Source organism: Streptomyces sp. NPDC005202, assembly GCF_040608235.1.
GTDB lineage: Bacteria > Actinomycetota > Actinomycetes > Streptomycetales > Streptomycetaceae > Streptomyces.
In genome coordinates, this window is the sequence record NZ_JBEXHW010000030.1 from 47703 (window position 1) to 63390 (window position 15688).

Here is a 15688-nt window from a genome sequence, read left to right on the forward strand (position 1 = left end):
GGCCCTTGCGCCGCTTGCCCCTCCTCATGCCAAAATAGGACAAGGGGTCCGGGGAGGACTCCTTCCGTCCTGATGTGTTCCACTGTGGGCGGAATCTCAGCATTGCACGCTTTGGGGGGTCTGGTGACTCCTGATCGCCCTGTGACTGATCGTCACAGGGGCGTGACTGTCCGCTATGGCATGGTCCATCGGCTTCCGTCGCTGATGAACACCTGGGAGGGCAATTCCATCGGTTTGGCCGACGCGGCTGGACAGATGGTGTAGTTGTAGTGCCGAGGACAAGCCGTTCGTCCTATAACCGACTCGACTCGCGTCCGCCATTTCGGGCAACGCGGGTCAAGGTGCAGAATTTAGAGGAAAGAACCGAGAAGGTTCGGTTCTCCCGAGGAGGCCGCTCATGACCGCTCGCACCCCTGATGCCGAGCCGCTGCTGACCCCGGCTGAGGTCGCCACCATGTTCCGCGTCGACCCCAAGACGGTCACGCGCTGGGCGAAGGCCGGCAAGCTCACGTCGATCCGCACGCTCGGCGGGCATCGCCGCTACCGCGAGGCCGAGGTCCGCGCTCTGCTCGCGGGCATTCCGCAGCAGCGCAGCGAGGCCTGAACAACTGCATAACCGGGCAAACCGGCTGGTCCCCCAGCTGGCCGAGGCGCCCGAAACCACAGCTCCAAGCGACGCGGGTCCTGCCCCAACAGGCCCGACGCCCAAGCCGACCAGAGCTCTTGAGGCAAGTGCACAAGGGTGCGTCGTCTATCGCGCTGGACTCCGCCGGGTCCAGCGCGATCTTTTTTGTGCGCCGACGACCTCTGCCGGGCGCCCCCGTGAGCGGGCTTGTCGGAGTCCGGGGAGGGCTCGGATCTGCTGTGGGAGCACTCCGAGGGAGCCTGTGGCCGGGCCCTGGGAGATCCCCGGGAGGCCCTTGGGGCGCCCGTGAGGGTGGTGCAATTGCACATATTAAATTGACCAGTTGTAGGAGAGGTGTAAGTACCGCGGTTTCAAAAACTCATGTCGTGACACCCGTCACACGTCGGGGTGCTTGTTGCCTCCGGTCCATGTGCGCTAGTGGAGGCAAGGGTTCCAGCTCCCCTTGCTGAAGCGGGAGTTCGGACTCGGCGTTGGCTCGGCGATGGTCACGCGGATGGTCACGCGGATGGTCACGCGGTGGAGGAAGTTTCGTCCTCGACCACCTCGTCCGGGACGTCCGAGGGCCGGGGAGCGCTGTCCATTGCCAGCCGCAGCAGGCGGTGGCAGACCGGGCAGCGGCGCGTCAGATGGCGGTACGACGAGGCGGCTGCGAGATGCGCACGGAGCAGCGCCCGTGTCTCGTGCCTGGCCGATGCCGCCATACGCCACCTCCAGCGGGCCATGCGGGAAGCGGGCCCTGCTTTCTGGGTACCGGCGGAATGTGACGCCGTCAAGACGGCAAGAGGGCCCGCATCCCTCGCGGGGATGCGGGCCCTCTTCTCTGCGGTCCTGACGGGATTTGAACCCGCGGCCTCCACCTTGACAGGGTGGCGAGCACTCCAAACTGCTCCACAGGACCAGGTTTCGCAGCGACTGTCTTGCGTTGCGCTGCGAGAAGAGACTGTACAGGAGGCGGGCCGCCTGGTCGAACTCACTCAGCGCGCACGGGCCGTCACGGAGCCGCCGCGTCGATCGCCTTCACGATCCGCTTGTCGGAGACGGGATACGCCGTGCCGAGCGCATGGGCGAAGTAGCTGACCCGCAGCTCCTCGATCATCCACCGGATGTCCAGGACCGACGACGGGATCGGACGGCCCTGCGGCATGTGCTCGAGCAGCCACGCGTACTCGTCCTGCATCTCGTGGACCTTCTCCATGCGCGTGGTGTCCCGCTGGACGTTCGTCGGCATCTGCTGCAGACGGCGGTCCGCCGCGACCAGGTAGCGCATGAGGTCGGGCAGGCGGCGTATCCCCGCCTCCGTCACGAAGCCGGGCTTCACCAGGCCGTCCAGCTGCGCCCGTACGTCCGCCAGGTTCGGCAGCAGAGCAGGGCTCCGTACGGCCTTCAGACGGCGCTCACAGGACTGCCAGGCGGCGAGCACCTGCTGCACCTGGCCCACGGTCCGCACGGTCACGTCGACGATCTCGGCACGCACCTTGTCGTACAGCTTCCGGTACGACTCCTCGTCCCACGCCGGTCCCCCGAAGTCCTCGATCAGCTTGTCCGCGGCCGCCGTCGCGCAGTCGTCGAACAACGCCTGGATCGAGCCGTGCGGGTTCGCCGACAGGGCGAGCTTCTGCTGGTTCGTGAGCTTCTCGGACGCGAACTTCGCCGGGCTGACCGGGATGTTGCGGAGGATCAGCCGGCGCGTGCCCTTCCACATGGCCTCGGCCTGTTCCGCCTCCGTGTCGAAGAGCCGCACGGAGACCGTGTCGCCGTCGTCGACGAGCGCCGGGTACGCCTTCACCGGCTGGCCGGCCCGGCGGGTTTCGAAGACGCGGGTGAGCGTGCCGATCGTCCAGTCGGTCAGGCCCTTGCGCTCCACGGACTCGCCGCCCTGGCGCTCCGCGGTGGCCGCGGCGGCCTGGGAGAGAGCCTTGCGCGCCCTCGGCTTCAGCCTGAGCTTCAGCGCCTGAAGATTTTTGTCCTCATCCAGCTTGCGGCGCCGCTCGTCGACGACCCTGAAGGTGATCTTCAGGTGGTCGGGGACCTTCGACCAGTCGAAGTCCTCGGGCTCGAAGGGGACGCCGACCATGCGCTTCAGCTCGCGCGCCATCGCCGTCGTGAGCGGCTCCTGGAGCGGGGTCGCCTTCTCCAGGAAGGCCTTCGCGTAGTTCGGCGCGGGCACGTAGTTGCGGCGGATCGGCTTCGGCAGGGACCGGATCAGCTCGGTGACCAGCTCCTCCCGCAGGCCCGGGATCTGCCAGTCGAAGCCCTCGTCGGTGACCTGGTTGAGGACCTGGAGCGGGATGTGGACGGTCACGCCGTCCGCGTCGGCGCCCGGCTCGAACTGGTACGTCACCCGGAACTTCAGGTTCCCCTGGCGCCAGGAGTCCGGATAGTCGGCCTTGGTGACCGCCTCCGCCGACTCGCGGATCAGCATCTCCCGCTCGAAGTCGAGGAAGTCGGGCTGCTCCTGCCGCTTGCGCTTCCACCAGGAGTCGAAGTGGGCGCCGGAGACGACGTGTTCGGGCACCCGCTGGTCGTAGAAGTCGAAGAGCGTCTCGTCGTCGACCAGGATGTCCCGGCGCCGGGCGCGGTGCTCCAACTCCTCGACCTCGGTGAGAAGTCTGCGGTTGTCGGCGAAGAACTTGTGGTGCGTGCGCCAGTCGCCCTCGACGAGCGCGTTGCGGATGAACAGCTCGCGGCTCGTCTCAGGGTCGATGCGCCCGTAGTTGACCTTGCGCTGGGTGACGATCGGCACGCCGTACAGCGTCACCTTCTCGTACGCCATGACGGCCGCCTGGTCCTTCTCCCAGTGCGGCTCGCTGTACGTCCGCTTGACGAGGTGACCGGCGAGCGGTTCGACCCACTCGGGTTCGATTTTGGCGTTGACGCGGGCCCAGAGCCGCGAGGTCTCCACCAGCTCGGCGGACATCACGAAGCGCGGGGGCTTTCTGAACAGGGCCGAGCCCGGGAAGATCGCGAACTTGGCGTTGCGGGCACCCAGGTACTCGTTGCGTCCGCCGTCCTTGCGCGCGCCGGGTCCGGAGTCCTTGGACTCCTTCACGTCCTTCATGCCGATGTGGGACAGCAGGCCGGCGAGGAGGGAGATGTGGATGCGGTCGGCGGAGGCGTCCTGGTCGTTCAGGTGGATGCCCATCTGCTTGGCGACCGTGCGCAACTGCGTGTAGATGTCCTGCCATTCGCGGATGCGCAGGAAGTTGAGGTACTCCTGCTTGCACATCCGGCGGAACGAGGAGGAGCCCCTCTCCTTCTGCTGCTCGCGGATGTAGCGCCAGAGGTTCAGGTACGCGAGGAAGTCGCTCGTCTCGTCCTTGAAACGGGCGTGCAGCTGGTCGGCTTGGGCCTGCTTGTCGGCGGGGCGCTCGCGCGGGTCCTGGATGGACAGCGCGGCGGCGATCACCATGACCTCGCGGACGCAGCCGTTCTTGTCGGCCTCCAGGACCATGCGGGCCAGGCGCGGGTCGACCGGCAGCTGGGCGAGCTTGCGGCCGGTCTGCGTGAGCCGCTTGCGGGGATCCTTCTGGGCCGGGTCGAGCGCGCCGAGCTCCTCGAGGAGCTGCACGCCGTCGCGGATGTTGCGGTGGTCCGGCGGGTCGATGAACGGGAACTTCTCGATGTCGCCGAGGCCGGCCGCGGTCATCTGCAGGATGACGGAGGCGAGGTTCGTACGGAGGATCTCGGCGTCGGTGAACTCGGGCCGGGAGTTGAAGTCTTCTTCGCTGTAGAGGCGGATGCAGATGCCGTCGGACGTACGGCCGCAGCGGCCCTTGCGCTGGTTGGCACTGGCCTGGGAGATCGGCTCGATGGGGAGGCGCTGGACCTTGGTGCGATGGCTGTAGCGGGAGATCCGGGCGAAGCCGGGGTCGATGACGTACTTGATACCGGGGACCGTGAGGGACGTCTCCGCGACGTTGGTCGCCAGCACGATCCTGCGGCCCGAGTGCGGCTGGAAGACGCGGTGCTGCTCGGCGTGGGAAAGCCGGGCATAAAGGGGCAGGACCTCGGTGAAGCGGTACTGCTTCTTGGTCAGGGCGTCGGCGGTGTCCCGGATCTCGCGCTCACCGGAGAGGAAGACGAGGATGTCGCCCGGTCCCTCGGCCATGAGTTCTTCCACGGCGTCGGTGATGGCGGTGATCTGGTCCCGGTCGGAGTCGTCGGAGTCCTCTTCGAGGAGCGGGCGGTAGCGGACCTCGACGGGATACGTGCGGCCGCTGACCTCGATGATCGGCGCGTCGTCGAAATGCCGGGAGAAGCGCTCGGGGTCGATGGTGGCGGAGGTGATGACGACCTTGAGGTCCGGACGCCTCGGGAGCAGCTGGGCGAGGTAGCCGAGCAGGAAGTCGACGTTGAGGGACCGCTCGTGGGCCTCGTCGATGATGATCGTGTCGTAGGCGCGCAGCTCGCGGTCGGTCTGGATCTCGGCGAGCAGGATGCCGTCCGTCATGAGCTTGATGAAGGTGGCGTCCGGGTCCACCTGATCGGTGAACCGCACCTTCCAGCCGACGGCCTCGCCAAGGGGGGTGTCCAGCTCCTCGGCCACGCGCTCGGCGACGGTGCGGGCGGCGATGCGGCGCGGCTGAGTGTGCCCGATCATGCCGCGGACTCCGCGGCCGAGCTCGAGGCAGATCTTGGGGATCTGGGTGGTCTTCCCGGACCCGGTCTCGCCGGCGACGATGACGACCTGGTGGTCGCGGATGGCGTCGGCGATCTCGGCCCTCTTCTGGCTGACCGGGAGCTGCTCGGGGTAGCTGACGGCGGGGACGCGGGAGCGCCGCGCGGCCATGCGCTCCTCGGCTTTCCCGACTTCGGCCTCGATCTCGGAGAGGACGGCGGCGCTGGCCTCCGGCTTGCGGATCTTGCGTGCGCCTTCGAGCCTGCGGCCGAGCCGGTGCGCGTCGCGCAGCGACAGCTCGGTCAGGCGGGGGGCAAGGGTGCCGAGGGCGGGGGCTGAATGCGTAGACATACGCGATCCAGGATCTCACCTCGGAGAAATTGCGCGCGAATGATTTGACGTCGGCGGTTCAGCTGCGACTTGTGCGGTCGGGGCGGGTGAGCCGACGCGCCCCTGTAGTGGCGCGGCCCGTACGCCTCGGCAGCCACGGCGCTTACTGACTTCGCTGTGCCGGAGGAACCGTCGACGTCGGCTCACGTCGCGCCGCGGCCCCGTCCCCCAGAGCGATGGACCTCGCCGTGTTGGAGACGGCCTTGATGCCGAGGTAGGCCGTGGTCATGCCGCTCACCGCGGTGAACGCGGCGGTGAGGACGCCGACGATCACCGCACGGTCCCCCTCGAGGCGCCACACCCCGAAGATCGCCACACCGGCGATCGCAAGATTGCTGACGATCACCGCCAGTAACCCGTACCGCGCCCGGTCCTTCTCCAGCTCGACGTCCCGAATGGCCCGCGCCTCGTCCCGGCTCATCGTCCCCCGCTCCCTCAGCATTACGCCGACCAGCCAGAACGTAGCGCCGCCCAGGAGCGCTGCCAAGCAGATCGCACGATCACGACGTCACGTCCGGCGACCACACCCACAGCACGGGCGTCGGCGGGCATCGACCTCCCTCCGGTGGTACCCCTCGGCGGACGCTGCCTAAGGCCGGCGGAGTGTCGGGGCACGACAAAGGCCCCGTCCTGGTGAACGGGGCCTTCGGGTGGTGGCTGGGGCCGGGGTCGAACCGGCGACCTCTCGCTTTTCAGGCGAGCGCTCGTACCAACTGAGCTACCCAGCCACGAGGTTTCACGTGAAACCTCAGCGGTCCTGACGGGATTTGAACCCGCGGCCTCCACCTTGACAGGGTGGCGAGCACTCCAAACTGCTCCACAGGACCATGCTGTTGCGTGCGAACCAACGAAGGTAAGTGTCGCACACCGTACTACGTGCCCCCAACGGGATTCGAACCCGTGCTACCGCCTTGAAAGGGCGGCGTCCTAGGCCGCTAGACGATGAGGGCTATCGGCCCGCCTGGGCGCTTCTCAGCGCGTCGGGGACGTGAGAAGCATATGGGATGGCGGGGAGTATCGCCAAAACGGTTTACGGCGCAGATGTGGAGGGTGAGCGTGGGGTGGGGGCGGCGCCGGGCTGGTTCTCCTTCGGCAGGTGGCGGCTGACCTCGGCCGTCGTCTGGCCCAGGCCGCCCAGTTTGATCTCGTCCCAGGCCTGGAGGCGGCGGCTGTCCCGGTCGAAGTAGAGGATCGAGGCCTCGATCGGCGCGGGGTACTTGTGTTCCACCGCTCGTAGGCCGCTGCCGCCCGTCGAGCCCTCGATGCGCAGGCGCGTGCCGTACTGCATGACCTCCGTGCCCTCGTGGTGGAGGTGGCCTGCCAGGACCAGCGGCACCGTGCCGTCCGTCTCGCGCGCCGCCGACGGTTCGTGGGCGATGGCGACGTCGACCGGGGTGCCCTTGGCCCGCTGGTCGCGCAGCGCCGACGCCAGGCGGGCGCCCGCCAGCTGCTCCGCCGCGCCGCCGCCCGGGGTGACCGAGCGGTCGGGTGTGAACTGGGGGTCTCCGATGCCGGCGAAGCGCAGGCCCGCGATGGTCTCCGCGCGGCCGTCGTCCAGGACGTGCACGTTCTTCATGCGTTCCAGGTACCGCTGGGTGACTGCCGAGTCGTGGTTGCCCCGGACCCACACGTAGGGGACACCCAGGTCCTTGATCGGGTCCAGGAACCCGTTTTCCGCCGCCGTGCCGTGGTCCATCGTGTCCCCGGAGTCGACGATCACGTTCACCTTGTACTGCTCCACCAGCGAGGCGATGATCTTCCAGCTCGCCGGGTTCAGGTGGATGTCCGACACGTGCAGCACCCGGATGGTCGTCGGGTCCGGCGAGTAGGCGGGGAGCGTGGACGTGACGTCGTACAGCTTCGTCACGTTGGTGACCAGGCGCGCCAACTCCTTCTGGTAGGCGTCGAATTCGGTGACGATGCTGCGCGCGTTGCCGACGAGGGAGGGGGCCGAGGAGAGCAGGCCCGAGAACCTCGGTTCCAGGACCGACTTCGGGTTCCAGGTCGCGTACGCCGTCGCCCCGGAGGCCGCGAGGAGGGCCAGGGCCAGACCGCCGGCCGCCAGCGCGCGGCGGGGGCGGCGGTAGACCGCCAGTCCGAGGGCCGTGGCGCCGGACACGACGGCAACGCAGGAGCGCACGGCCACGCCGAGGGTGCCGTGCTCGACGTCCCGCACCACCTCGTCCTGGAGGCCGGAGAGGCGTTCGGGGTGGTCGACCAGGGCCTGGGAGCGGGCCGGGTCGAGCTGGTCGACGTTGACGTCCAGGCGGACCGGGGCGACATGGCTGTTCAGCTCCAGGGCGCCCAGCGGAGAGACGTTGATCTTCGTTCCGCCGCTCAGGGACGGGCGCAGCGTCATCGTCGTGTCCATGGGGCCGACCGGGACCCGTACGTTGCCGACGATCAGCAGGCCCAGCCAGGCGCCGAGGAGTACGACGACGACCAGGCCCAGGGCGCGGAGCCAGGGGCGTGGCTGAGGGGTCAGCGAGAGGGCCGGGCGCGGGCGGCGGGAGCGGTGGCCGCGCCGGGTGAGCGCGCGCACTGCCCTTCGGATGCCATTCATGGCGTTTGCGCCGTGTTTGCGATGCCGGCGGTTCAGGTCTGCGACGAAGACGCGGGCCATTGGTCCCGTATGCCCACGTGCGAGGCCCGATATGCGCGGATGCCGGGGTGGGCGGAGGGTTCGTGCGGGGCGGACTGCGGCTTGCGTGCGGGACGGTTCATGCCTCTCGTACGCGGGCGTCGTGCCGGACAATGGGCTTGTGCTGGAGATGACGCGCGAGGAGTTCGAGGAACTGGTCGCCGAGGCCCTCGACCGGATCCCGTCGGAGCTGACGCGGCTGATGGACAACGTCGCGGTGTTCGTCGAGGACGAACCGCCCGCCGACGATCCCGAGTTGCTCGGGCTGTACGAGGGGACCCCGTTGACGGATCGCGGCGAGTGGTACGCGGGCGTGCTGCCCGACCGCATCACGATCTACCGCGGGCCGACGCTGCGGATGTGCGAGACCCGGGAGGAGGTCGTGGCCGAGACCGAGGTGACCGTGGTGCACGAGATTGCCCACCACTTCGGGATCGACGACGCGCGCCTGCACGCCCTCGGGTACGGCTGAGAGCCGCCCGTTCTTCTGGCGCTCCGCCTCCGGGGCGGCTCAGCCGGTGTCCGGGAGCGACCGTGCTCACCCCTTCGGGTCTCCGCGTTCGCCCCTCGACACCGGTACGCCCCTCCGGCTCCGCGCCGTAGGCCGCGCCGCGTGTCTTCTTGTGGGCGACGGGAGTTGGGCACGTTGACTTCTTCGTCCTTCCCCGAGCTCTCGGCTGCGCTCGAGCAGGGGAGACCCCATTCGGAGGTGGCTTCCCGTGCGCCCCTTGTACGTACCCGTCCGTCTCGCCGCCACGGTCGTCGCCGTCGCCGCTGCCGCCGGCTGCATGAGCGTGGGCGACGACCCGGGCGGCAGGGTCAGGCCGTCCCACTCGGCGGGGCAGCGGGCCGGTGAGGCGCCGGACGGGGGTACGGCGGTGTCCGGCGGCGGCGCGGGGTACGGCGGGGGTACGGGCGACGGCAAACACGGGCACGGGGGCAAGGCGAAGGCCGGGCGATCGCCGTCCGCGTCGGTCTCACCGTCGGCCGCGGGGAGCGCATCCGCGGCGGCGCCGGGGAAGCGGGCGAAGCCAACGTTGGCAGGGGAGCCGACGCCGACCCAGGCGCCGCCGGATCCTCCGCGGACGTCTGCCGTGTCGGAGCCGCCGCCGGCCTCGTCGGCGCCGCCGGTTTCGGCGGAGCCGACGGTTGCGGAGCCTTCGTCTTCGGCGCACGAGAACACCGGGCCGCAGTTGGTCGAGCGGGAGCCGGCGCCGGAGGCAGGGTCACCGGTGTAGGGGTGGGGACCGGGTGGGGGACCGGGGTGCGGCGGATTCACCTCCTCCGCTGCCTGCACCTCCTCCACTGCCTCGTTCTGCACCTCGTCCACTCCCTCGTTCTGCACCTCTTCCGCTGCCTTATTCGGCACCTCCTCCACTGCCTCCAGGGCGTGGGGGGACCCCGGTTGCGCCGTCGTGGCGGGCGCCTTCGTGGCGGGGAAGCCTTGCTGACCTGCGCATGTGGGGTCGGTTTGCTTTTGGGGGTGGGGGGTGCGTATGGTGGCAGATCGTTTGATCCCATTTGCCCGGCGCCCACGCAGAGCGCGCCGTGTGGCGCGTACTCTCCTTTGCCGTGGCGGACCGCATCGAGGCGGTCGTGGTGCGAATCACGGAGTTGACGGGCGCGTGCCGACGAGACTCCGGAAGGTTTCGCATTCGCATGTCCATTGCCAGTACTGATCACGTCGTCGTGCCCGAGAACTCCGAGCACGCCGAGCCTCACGACGAGGCTCCCGAGATCACCTTCGCCGACCTCGGCCTCCCCGAGGGCGTCGTCCGCAAGCTCGCGCAGAACGGCGTGACGATCCCCTTCCCGATCCAGGCCGCGACCATCCCGGACGCCCTGGCCGGAAAGGACATCCTCGGCCGTGGCCGCACCGGCTCCGGCAAGACCCTCTCCTTCGGCCTGCCGACCCTGACCGCGCTGGCCGGCGGCCGCACCGAGAAGAAGCGGCCGCGGGCCGTGATCCTCACGCCGACGCGCGAGCTCGCCATGCAGGTCGCCGACGCGCTGCAGCCCTACGGTGACGTCCTCGGGCTGAAGATGAAGGTCGTCTGCGGCGGCACCTCGATGGGCAACCAGATCTACGCCCTGGAGAAGGGCGTGGACGTCCTCGTCGCCACCCCGGGCCGTCTGCGCGACATCATCAACCGCGGCGCCTGCTCCCTCGAGGACGTGCAGATCGCCGTGCTCGACGAGGCCGACCAGATGTCCGACCTGGGCTTCCTGCCCGAGGTCACCGAGCTGCTGGACCAGGTTCCGGCGGGCGGCCAGCGGATGCTGTTCTCCGCGACGATGGAGAACGAGATCAAGACCCTCGTCGACCGCTACCTCACCGACCCCGTCTCGCACGAGGTCGACGCGGCGCAGGGTGCGGTGACGACCATGTCCCACCACATCCTGATCGTGAAGCCCAAGGACAAGGCGCCGGTCACCGCGGCCATCGCCTCCCGCAAGGGCCGCACCATCATCTTCGTGCGCACCCAGCTCGGCGCCGACCGCGTCGCCGAGCAGCTGCGCGACGCCGGTGTGAAGGCCGAGGCGCTGCACGGCGGCATGACCCAGGGCGCCCGGACCCGGACGCTGGCCGACTTCAAGGACGGGTACGTCAACGTCCTGGTCGCCACCGACGTCGCCGCCCGCGGCATCCACGTCGACGGCATCGACCTCGTGCTCAACGTCGATCCCGCCGGCGACCACAAGGACTACCTGCACCGGGCCGGCCGTACCGCCCGCGCGGGCCGTACGGGCACGGTCGTCTCCCTCTCCCTGCCGCACCAGCGGCGCCAGATCTTCCGGCTGATGGAGGACGCAGGCGTCGACGCCTCGCGCCACATCATCCAGGGCGGCGCGGCCTTCGACCCGGAGGTCGCCGAGATCACCGGCGCCCGGTCGATGACCGAGGTCCAGGCCGAGTCCGCGGGCAACGCCGCCCAGCAGGCCGAGCGCGAGGTCGTCCACCTCACCAAGCAGCTGGAGCGGGCCCAGCGGCGCGCTGCCGAGCTGCGCGAGGAGGCGGACCGGCTGATCGCCAGGGTCGCCCGCGAGCGGGGCGAGGACCCTCAGGCGGCGGTGGCCGAGGCGCAGGCGGCGGCCGTGCAGGCGGCCGAGGCGTTGGTGCCGGGGCAGCCGGCGGCTCAGGACGTCGACCGCGCCGAACGGGCCGAGCGCGAGGAGCGTACGGCGGCTGCGTCGTCGTACGAGCGCCGTGAGCGGCGGGACGAGCGGGGCCCGCGCACGTTCGACCGCGACCGGGACCGTTCCTTCGACCGGGACCGCTCCTTCGACCGCGACCGTGGTGGCCGTTCCTTCGAGCGGCGCGACGACCGCGGCGGGTTCAACCGTGACCGGGACCGCGACCGTGACCGCGACCGCGGTTTCGACCGCCGGGACGACCGCGGTGACCGCGGTGACCGTGGCGGGGTCCGCCGGGACGACCGCGGTGGCCGCTCCTTCGACCGTGACCGCGGTTTCGAGCGCCGTGACGACCGCGGCGGGTTCCGCCGGGATGACCGGGGCGACCGTGGTGACCGTGGTGACCGCGGTGACCGCGGTGACCGTGGCGGGGTCCGCCGGGACGACCGCGGTGGCCGCTCCTTCGACCGTGACCGCGGTTTCGAGCGCCGTGACGACCGCGGCGGCTTCCGCCGGGACGACCGCCCCGCGCGCCGTGACGAGCGCGGCGGGCACCGCGGCAGCGACCGCCCGTTCAACCGGGACCGCCAGGGCGGCGACCGCCCCGGCTTCCGCTCCGGCGGCCACGAGCGCCCGTACGGCCGTCATGACGACCACCGCGGTACCGGTTCCTTCGGCCGCCGCGAGGACAAGCCGCGCTGGAAGCGCAACGGCTGACGCCGGGTGATTTCCAAGGGCCCGCACGACTGGCGTCGTGCGGGCCCATCCGCGTTCCGCGGCAGAAGGTGCCGCTCACTTTCCCTTCCTTTTAACTACCGTTGCCTGTGAGGCGGTTGTTGGCATCCGAGGACTTGGCGTGGAGGAGGGGCGCGGCCGAGGGGGACATACCGCAGCCACGCCGTTCTCGTATCCCTGGTGAGGGACCCTTGACCCGGCGTGTGCGCGCACGCTCTGCTGCGGTCCGGCGCGGCCGGATCACCTTTGCTTTCGTGGGCCTGGCCGTTCTCGGCGCCGGCTCGCTCACCGCCGCCGGCCCGGCGGCGGCGGACACCGCGCCGACGCCCGTCCGGCCGGACGGCGTGTGGGGCACGTCCATGCGGGCGGCTGTCTGACCACGGTGGAGTTCCGGCCGAGCGGCGAGCAGTACGTGGTCGGCCGTGAGGTCTCGCCCGACGGCTCCACGGTGCTGCAGCAGGCCGGCGCGCTGCTGTGGACGCCCGGTTCGGGCGACGGGGCCGTCACCGCGTACGGCCTGGAGGCGAAGAAGACGGTCCAGACCGTCGCCACCGGAGCCCCCTGCACGGTCAAGGAGCTGCAGGTCGTCGGCCGCTGGCTCTACTGGAACTGCGGCCCGGCCGGCGCCGCGGCCGTGTACGACCGTACGGCGAAGAGGACCGTCAAGGTGCCCTCCGGTCCCGCGCTCGTCGGCGTCGGCGACATCACCGGCGTCGGCGACATCACCGGCGACGGCAGGAACGACCTGGTCGAGCGGGACACGGCGGGCAACCTGTACCGCAACAACGGCGACGGCAAGGGCTCGTTCGGCTCGCGGGCGAGGATCGCGACGGGCTGGCAGGGCTACAGGGGGGTCTTCCAGCTGGAGTCTTCCAGCCGTCCGGTTCCAGTCATCGGGTGACGCATGTCATGCCCCCGGCGAGGGAATCGCTGGGGGCATGACAGATGACGCCAGAGCGAGTGGGCTGTCGGACGAAGAGCGGCTGGCCCAGCTCGGTTACACGCAGGTTCTCGCCCGCCGCATGTCGGCGTTCTCCAACTACGCGGTCTCCTTCACGATCATCTCGGTCCTCTCCGGCTGCCTGACGCTCTACCTCTTCGGGATGAACACCGGCGGTCCCGCCGTGATCACCTGGGGCTGGGTGGCCGTGGGCCTGATGACACTGTTCGTCGGGTTGTCGATGGCCGAAATCTGTTCGGCGTACCCGACCTCGGCGGGCCTGTACTTCTGGGCCCACCGGCTGGCGCCGCCGAAGTCGGCCGCGGCCTGGGCCTGGTTCACGGGCTGGTTCAACGTGCTGGGCCAGGTGGCGGTGACCGCGGGCATCGACTTCGGGGCGGCGTCCTTCCTGGGCGCGTACCTGAACCTCCAGTTCGACTTCAAGGTCACACCGGGCCGCACGGTCCTGCTCTTCGCGGCGATCCTGCTCCTGCACGGCCTGCTGAACACCTTCGGCGTCCGCATCGTCGCCTTCCTCAACAGCGTGAGCGTGTGGTGGCACGTGCTCGGGGTCGGGGTGATCGTGGGGGCCCTGGCCTTCGTCCCGGACAAACACCAGTCGGCGAGCTTCGTGTTCGGGGAGTTCGTCAACAACACGGGCTGGGGCAGTGGGCTGTACGTGGTGCTGCTGGGCCTCCTGATGGCCCAGTACACCTTCACCGGCTACGACGCCTCCGCCCACATGACGGAGGAGACGCACGACGCGTCCACGGCGGGCCCCAAGGGCATCGTCCGCTCCATCTGGACCTCCTGGATAGCCGGCCTCGTCCTCCTGCTGGGCTTCACCTTCGCGATCCAGTCCTACGGCAGGGAGCTCGCGTCCCCGACCGGCGCGCCGCCCGCGCAGATCCTGCTGGACGCCCTCGGCGCGACCGCCGGCAAGCTGCTGCTGCTCGTGGTGATCGGAGCGCAGCTGTTCTGCGGGATGGCGTCGGTGACGGCCAACAGTCGCATGATCTACGCCTTTTCGCGCGACGGCGCACTGCCCTTCTCGCACGTCTGGCACACGGTCAGCCCGCGCACGCGCACCCCGGTGGCGGCGGTCTGGCTGGCGGCGGTCGGCGCACTGGTCCTGGGCCTGCCGTACCTGATCAACGTCACGGCGTACGCGGCGGTCACGTCGATCGCCGTGATCGGCCTCTACATCGCGTACGTCATCCCGACCCTGCTCCGCGTACGCAAGGGCGAGGCCTTCGAACGCGGGCCCTGGCACCTGGGCCGCTGGTCGCAGACGATCGGAGTGGTGTCGGTGACATGGGTCGGGGTGATCACGATCCTCTTCATGCTCCCGCAGGTCTCCCCGGTCACCTGGGAAACCTTCAACTACGCCCCGGTCGCCGTTTTGGTCGTCCTCGGCTTCGCCGCGACCTGGTGGCTCGCCTCGGCCCGCCACTGGTTCCTCAACACCGACCACGCACGCACCCTCAGCCGCGAGGCCGCCCGCGCGGGCACCCCCGAACCGGCCGATCCGTAACCCTTCCGGCACCCGCACGGCACACTTCCGGCCCGGCTCCCCGATACCCGATCGGAGACACGGCCTCGTCCGGCTATGCTCGGGAAGGCAACATCGCCTGGGCCCTTAGCTCAATTGGCAGAGCAGTGGACTTTTAATCCATTGGTTGTGGGTTCGAGTCCCACAGGGCCTACGGCTGCAGGGGAAGGGAAACCCCCCCTCTGGCCTGCTACGCAGCGCTCGGGTCGGCTTCGGCCGGCTCGGGCGCTGTCTCGTTTTTCGGGCCCTTGCATGCGCGATGCGTGCGCGATGCGTGAGCGGCCGTGCTGGTGGCCTGCGGATCGACTGCGACCGGCGTGATCCGCTGACTTCCGGACGAGACCGGGGCACCGGGTTTCGCCGCCTTCTCGGCGATCTCACGGCCCAGCTCGGAGGCAGGCTCGGGTACGTGTCCGACATCATCTCGCGGGCCGTGGCGTCTGGCGAAGCCGAATTCTTCGCGCTGCTGCAGGCGAGCGGCGTGACGGTGCGGCCGAAGACCGGGCCGTCCGGGGATCGCCCTGCCCGGCGACACCAAAAGGCACGGCGAGCCGGTGCGGTACTCCGGCTCCACCCTCGCCGGCGACCTGTCCCTGCCCAAGATCCGCCATCGCCTCACCACCTCCACCCCCGAATCGGTCGCCGCCCGCCCAGGCAACCCGCGGCACCAAGCCGCCGCCGAAAGCATCCCCCACCACCTCACCCGTGGCGAGGCCCATGTGGCCCAGGGGCAGCTGGCCGCGCTCGGTGGAGCACTGACCTGCCCCCGCTCGCTGCCCCGGCTGCGGCGCGTGACCTCGAACGGGCCTCCGTCCCCTTCGAGCGCGCTACCCGCTCGCGCATCGCCGCCGACCGTGCCAGCTCCCGCGTCTTGCGCCGCAGTGCAGGCGATCTGGCGGAATCCCGTACAGCGCGGGGACGGCGCGGGCCGGCGATGCTGCTGGACGCCGCGCTCACCGCGGTCGCCTACGCGATGCACTGGCACCTCGCCTACGCGATGCACTGGCACCTCGCCCGTCAGCACGCCCAGC

Annotated in this window: 10 protein-coding genes and 5 tRNA genes; 7 read left to right on the forward strand and 8 right to left on the reverse strand. The window is 69.9% G+C overall.

Going from position 1 to position 15688, the window contains the following annotated elements:
* Nucleotides 1-397 precede the first annotated feature (397 nt).
* Nucleotides 398-604, forward strand: coding sequence for a developmental transcriptional regulator BldC (gene bldC, locus ABZV31_RS30390; protein WP_003949541.1), 207 nt, complete (start codon nucleotides 398-400; stop codon nucleotides 602-604).
* 551 nt (nucleotides 605-1155) lie between these two features.
* Here the strand turns inward: bldC and ABZV31_RS30395 are convergent.
* The 8 genes from ABZV31_RS30395 to ABZV31_RS30430 all read right to left on the reverse strand — a co-directional run bounded on the left by ABZV31_RS30395 (nucleotide 1156) and on the right by ABZV31_RS30430 (nucleotide 8217).
* On the reverse strand, nucleotides 1156-1347 hold the full coding sequence (locus tag ABZV31_RS30395) for a DUF6274 family protein (RefSeq protein WP_355900048.1): 192 nt from the start codon (nucleotides 1345-1347) through the stop codon (nucleotides 1156-1158).
* Nucleotides 1348-1469: 122 nt separating this feature from the next.
* Nucleotides 1470-1544, reverse strand: a tRNA-Asp gene (locus tag ABZV31_RS30400).
* A gap of 93 nt (nucleotides 1545-1637) precedes the next feature.
* Entirely contained in the window at nucleotides 1638-5615 is a 3978-nt protein-coding gene (hrpA, locus tag ABZV31_RS30405; protein ID WP_355900049.1) for an ATP-dependent RNA helicase HrpA, read from the reverse strand.
* A 142-nt stretch (nucleotides 5616-5757) separates the two neighbouring features.
* Nucleotides 5758-6075, reverse strand: a complete 318-nt coding sequence (locus ABZV31_RS30410) for a hypothetical protein (RefSeq protein ID WP_355900051.1) — start codon at nucleotides 6073-6075, stop codon at nucleotides 5758-5760.
* A 230-nt stretch (nucleotides 6076-6305) separates the two neighbouring features.
* A tRNA-Phe gene (locus tag ABZV31_RS30415) sits at nucleotides 6306-6382 on the reverse strand.
* 24 nt (nucleotides 6383-6406) lie between these two features.
* A tRNA-Asp gene (locus ABZV31_RS30420) sits at nucleotides 6407-6481 on the reverse strand.
* Between the two features lie 50 nt (nucleotides 6482-6531).
* Nucleotides 6532-6604, reverse strand: a tRNA-Glu gene (locus tag ABZV31_RS30425).
* Nucleotides 6605-6684: 80 nt separating this feature from the next.
* Entirely contained in the window at nucleotides 6685-8217 is a 1533-nt protein-coding gene (locus ABZV31_RS30430) for a metallophosphoesterase (RefSeq protein ID WP_355900053.1), read from the reverse strand.
* Nucleotides 8218-8416: 199 nt separating this feature from the next.
* Between ABZV31_RS30430 and ABZV31_RS30435 the strand changes: the two genes are divergently transcribed.
* The 6 genes from ABZV31_RS30435 to ABZV31_RS30460 all read left to right on the forward strand — a co-directional run bounded on the left by ABZV31_RS30435 (nucleotide 8417) and on the right by ABZV31_RS30460 (nucleotide 14811).
* Entirely contained in the window at nucleotides 8417-8767 is a 351-nt protein-coding gene (locus ABZV31_RS30435; RefSeq protein WP_355900055.1) for a metallopeptidase family protein, read from the forward strand.
* 1187 nt (nucleotides 8768-9954) lie between these two features.
* Complete coding sequence (locus tag ABZV31_RS30440) at nucleotides 9955-12147, forward strand: DEAD/DEAH box helicase (RefSeq protein ID WP_355900057.1); 2193 nt, start codon at nucleotides 9955-9957, stop codon at nucleotides 12145-12147.
* A 272-nt stretch (nucleotides 12148-12419) separates the two neighbouring features.
* Complete coding sequence (locus tag ABZV31_RS30445) at nucleotides 12420-12542, forward strand: hypothetical protein (protein WP_355900059.1); 123 nt, start codon at nucleotides 12420-12422, stop codon at nucleotides 12540-12542.
* Nucleotides 12512-13066, forward strand: a complete 555-nt coding sequence (locus ABZV31_RS30450) for a VCBS repeat-containing protein (protein WP_355900061.1) — start codon at nucleotides 12512-12514, stop codon at nucleotides 13064-13066. The genes ABZV31_RS30445 and ABZV31_RS30450 overlap by 31 nt, the downstream gene beginning before the upstream one ends.
* Nucleotides 13067-13103: 37 nt before the next feature.
* Nucleotides 13104-14639, forward strand: coding sequence for an amino acid permease (locus ABZV31_RS30455; protein ID WP_355900062.1), 1536 nt, complete (start codon nucleotides 13104-13106; stop codon nucleotides 14637-14639).
* A gap of 99 nt (nucleotides 14640-14738) precedes the next feature.
* Nucleotides 14739-14811, forward strand: a tRNA-Lys gene (locus tag ABZV31_RS30460).
* Nucleotides 14812-15688 lie beyond the last annotated feature (877 nt).

Bases quoted from the DNA above. Each gene is read 5' to 3' on its own strand.
- ABZV31_RS30455 (WP_355900062.1), top strand. From the start codon at position 13,104: ATGACAGATGACGCCAGAGCGAGTGGGCTGTCGGACGAAGAGCGGCTG.
- ABZV31_RS30430 (WP_355900053.1), bottom strand. From the start codon at position 8,217: ATGAATGGCATCCGAAGGGCAGTGCGCGCGCTCACCCGGCGCGGCCAC.
- ABZV31_RS30440 (WP_355900057.1), top strand. From the start codon at position 9,955: ATGTCCATTGCCAGTACTGATCACGTCGTCGTGCCCGAGAACTCCGAG.
- ABZV31_RS30410 (WP_355900051.1), bottom strand. From the start codon at position 6,075: ATGAGCCGGGACGAGGCGCGGGCCATTCGGGACGTCGAGCTGGAGAAG.
- ABZV31_RS30395 (WP_355900048.1), bottom strand. From the start codon at position 1,347: ATGGCGGCATCGGCCAGGCACGAGACACGGGCGCTGCTCCGTGCGCAT.
- bldC (WP_003949541.1), top strand. From the start codon at position 398: ATGACCGCTCGCACCCCTGATGCCGAGCCGCTGCTGACCCCGGCTGAG.
- hrpA (WP_355900049.1), bottom strand. From the start codon at position 5,615: ATGTCTACGCATTCAGCCCCCGCCCTCGGCACCCTTGCCCCCCGCCTG.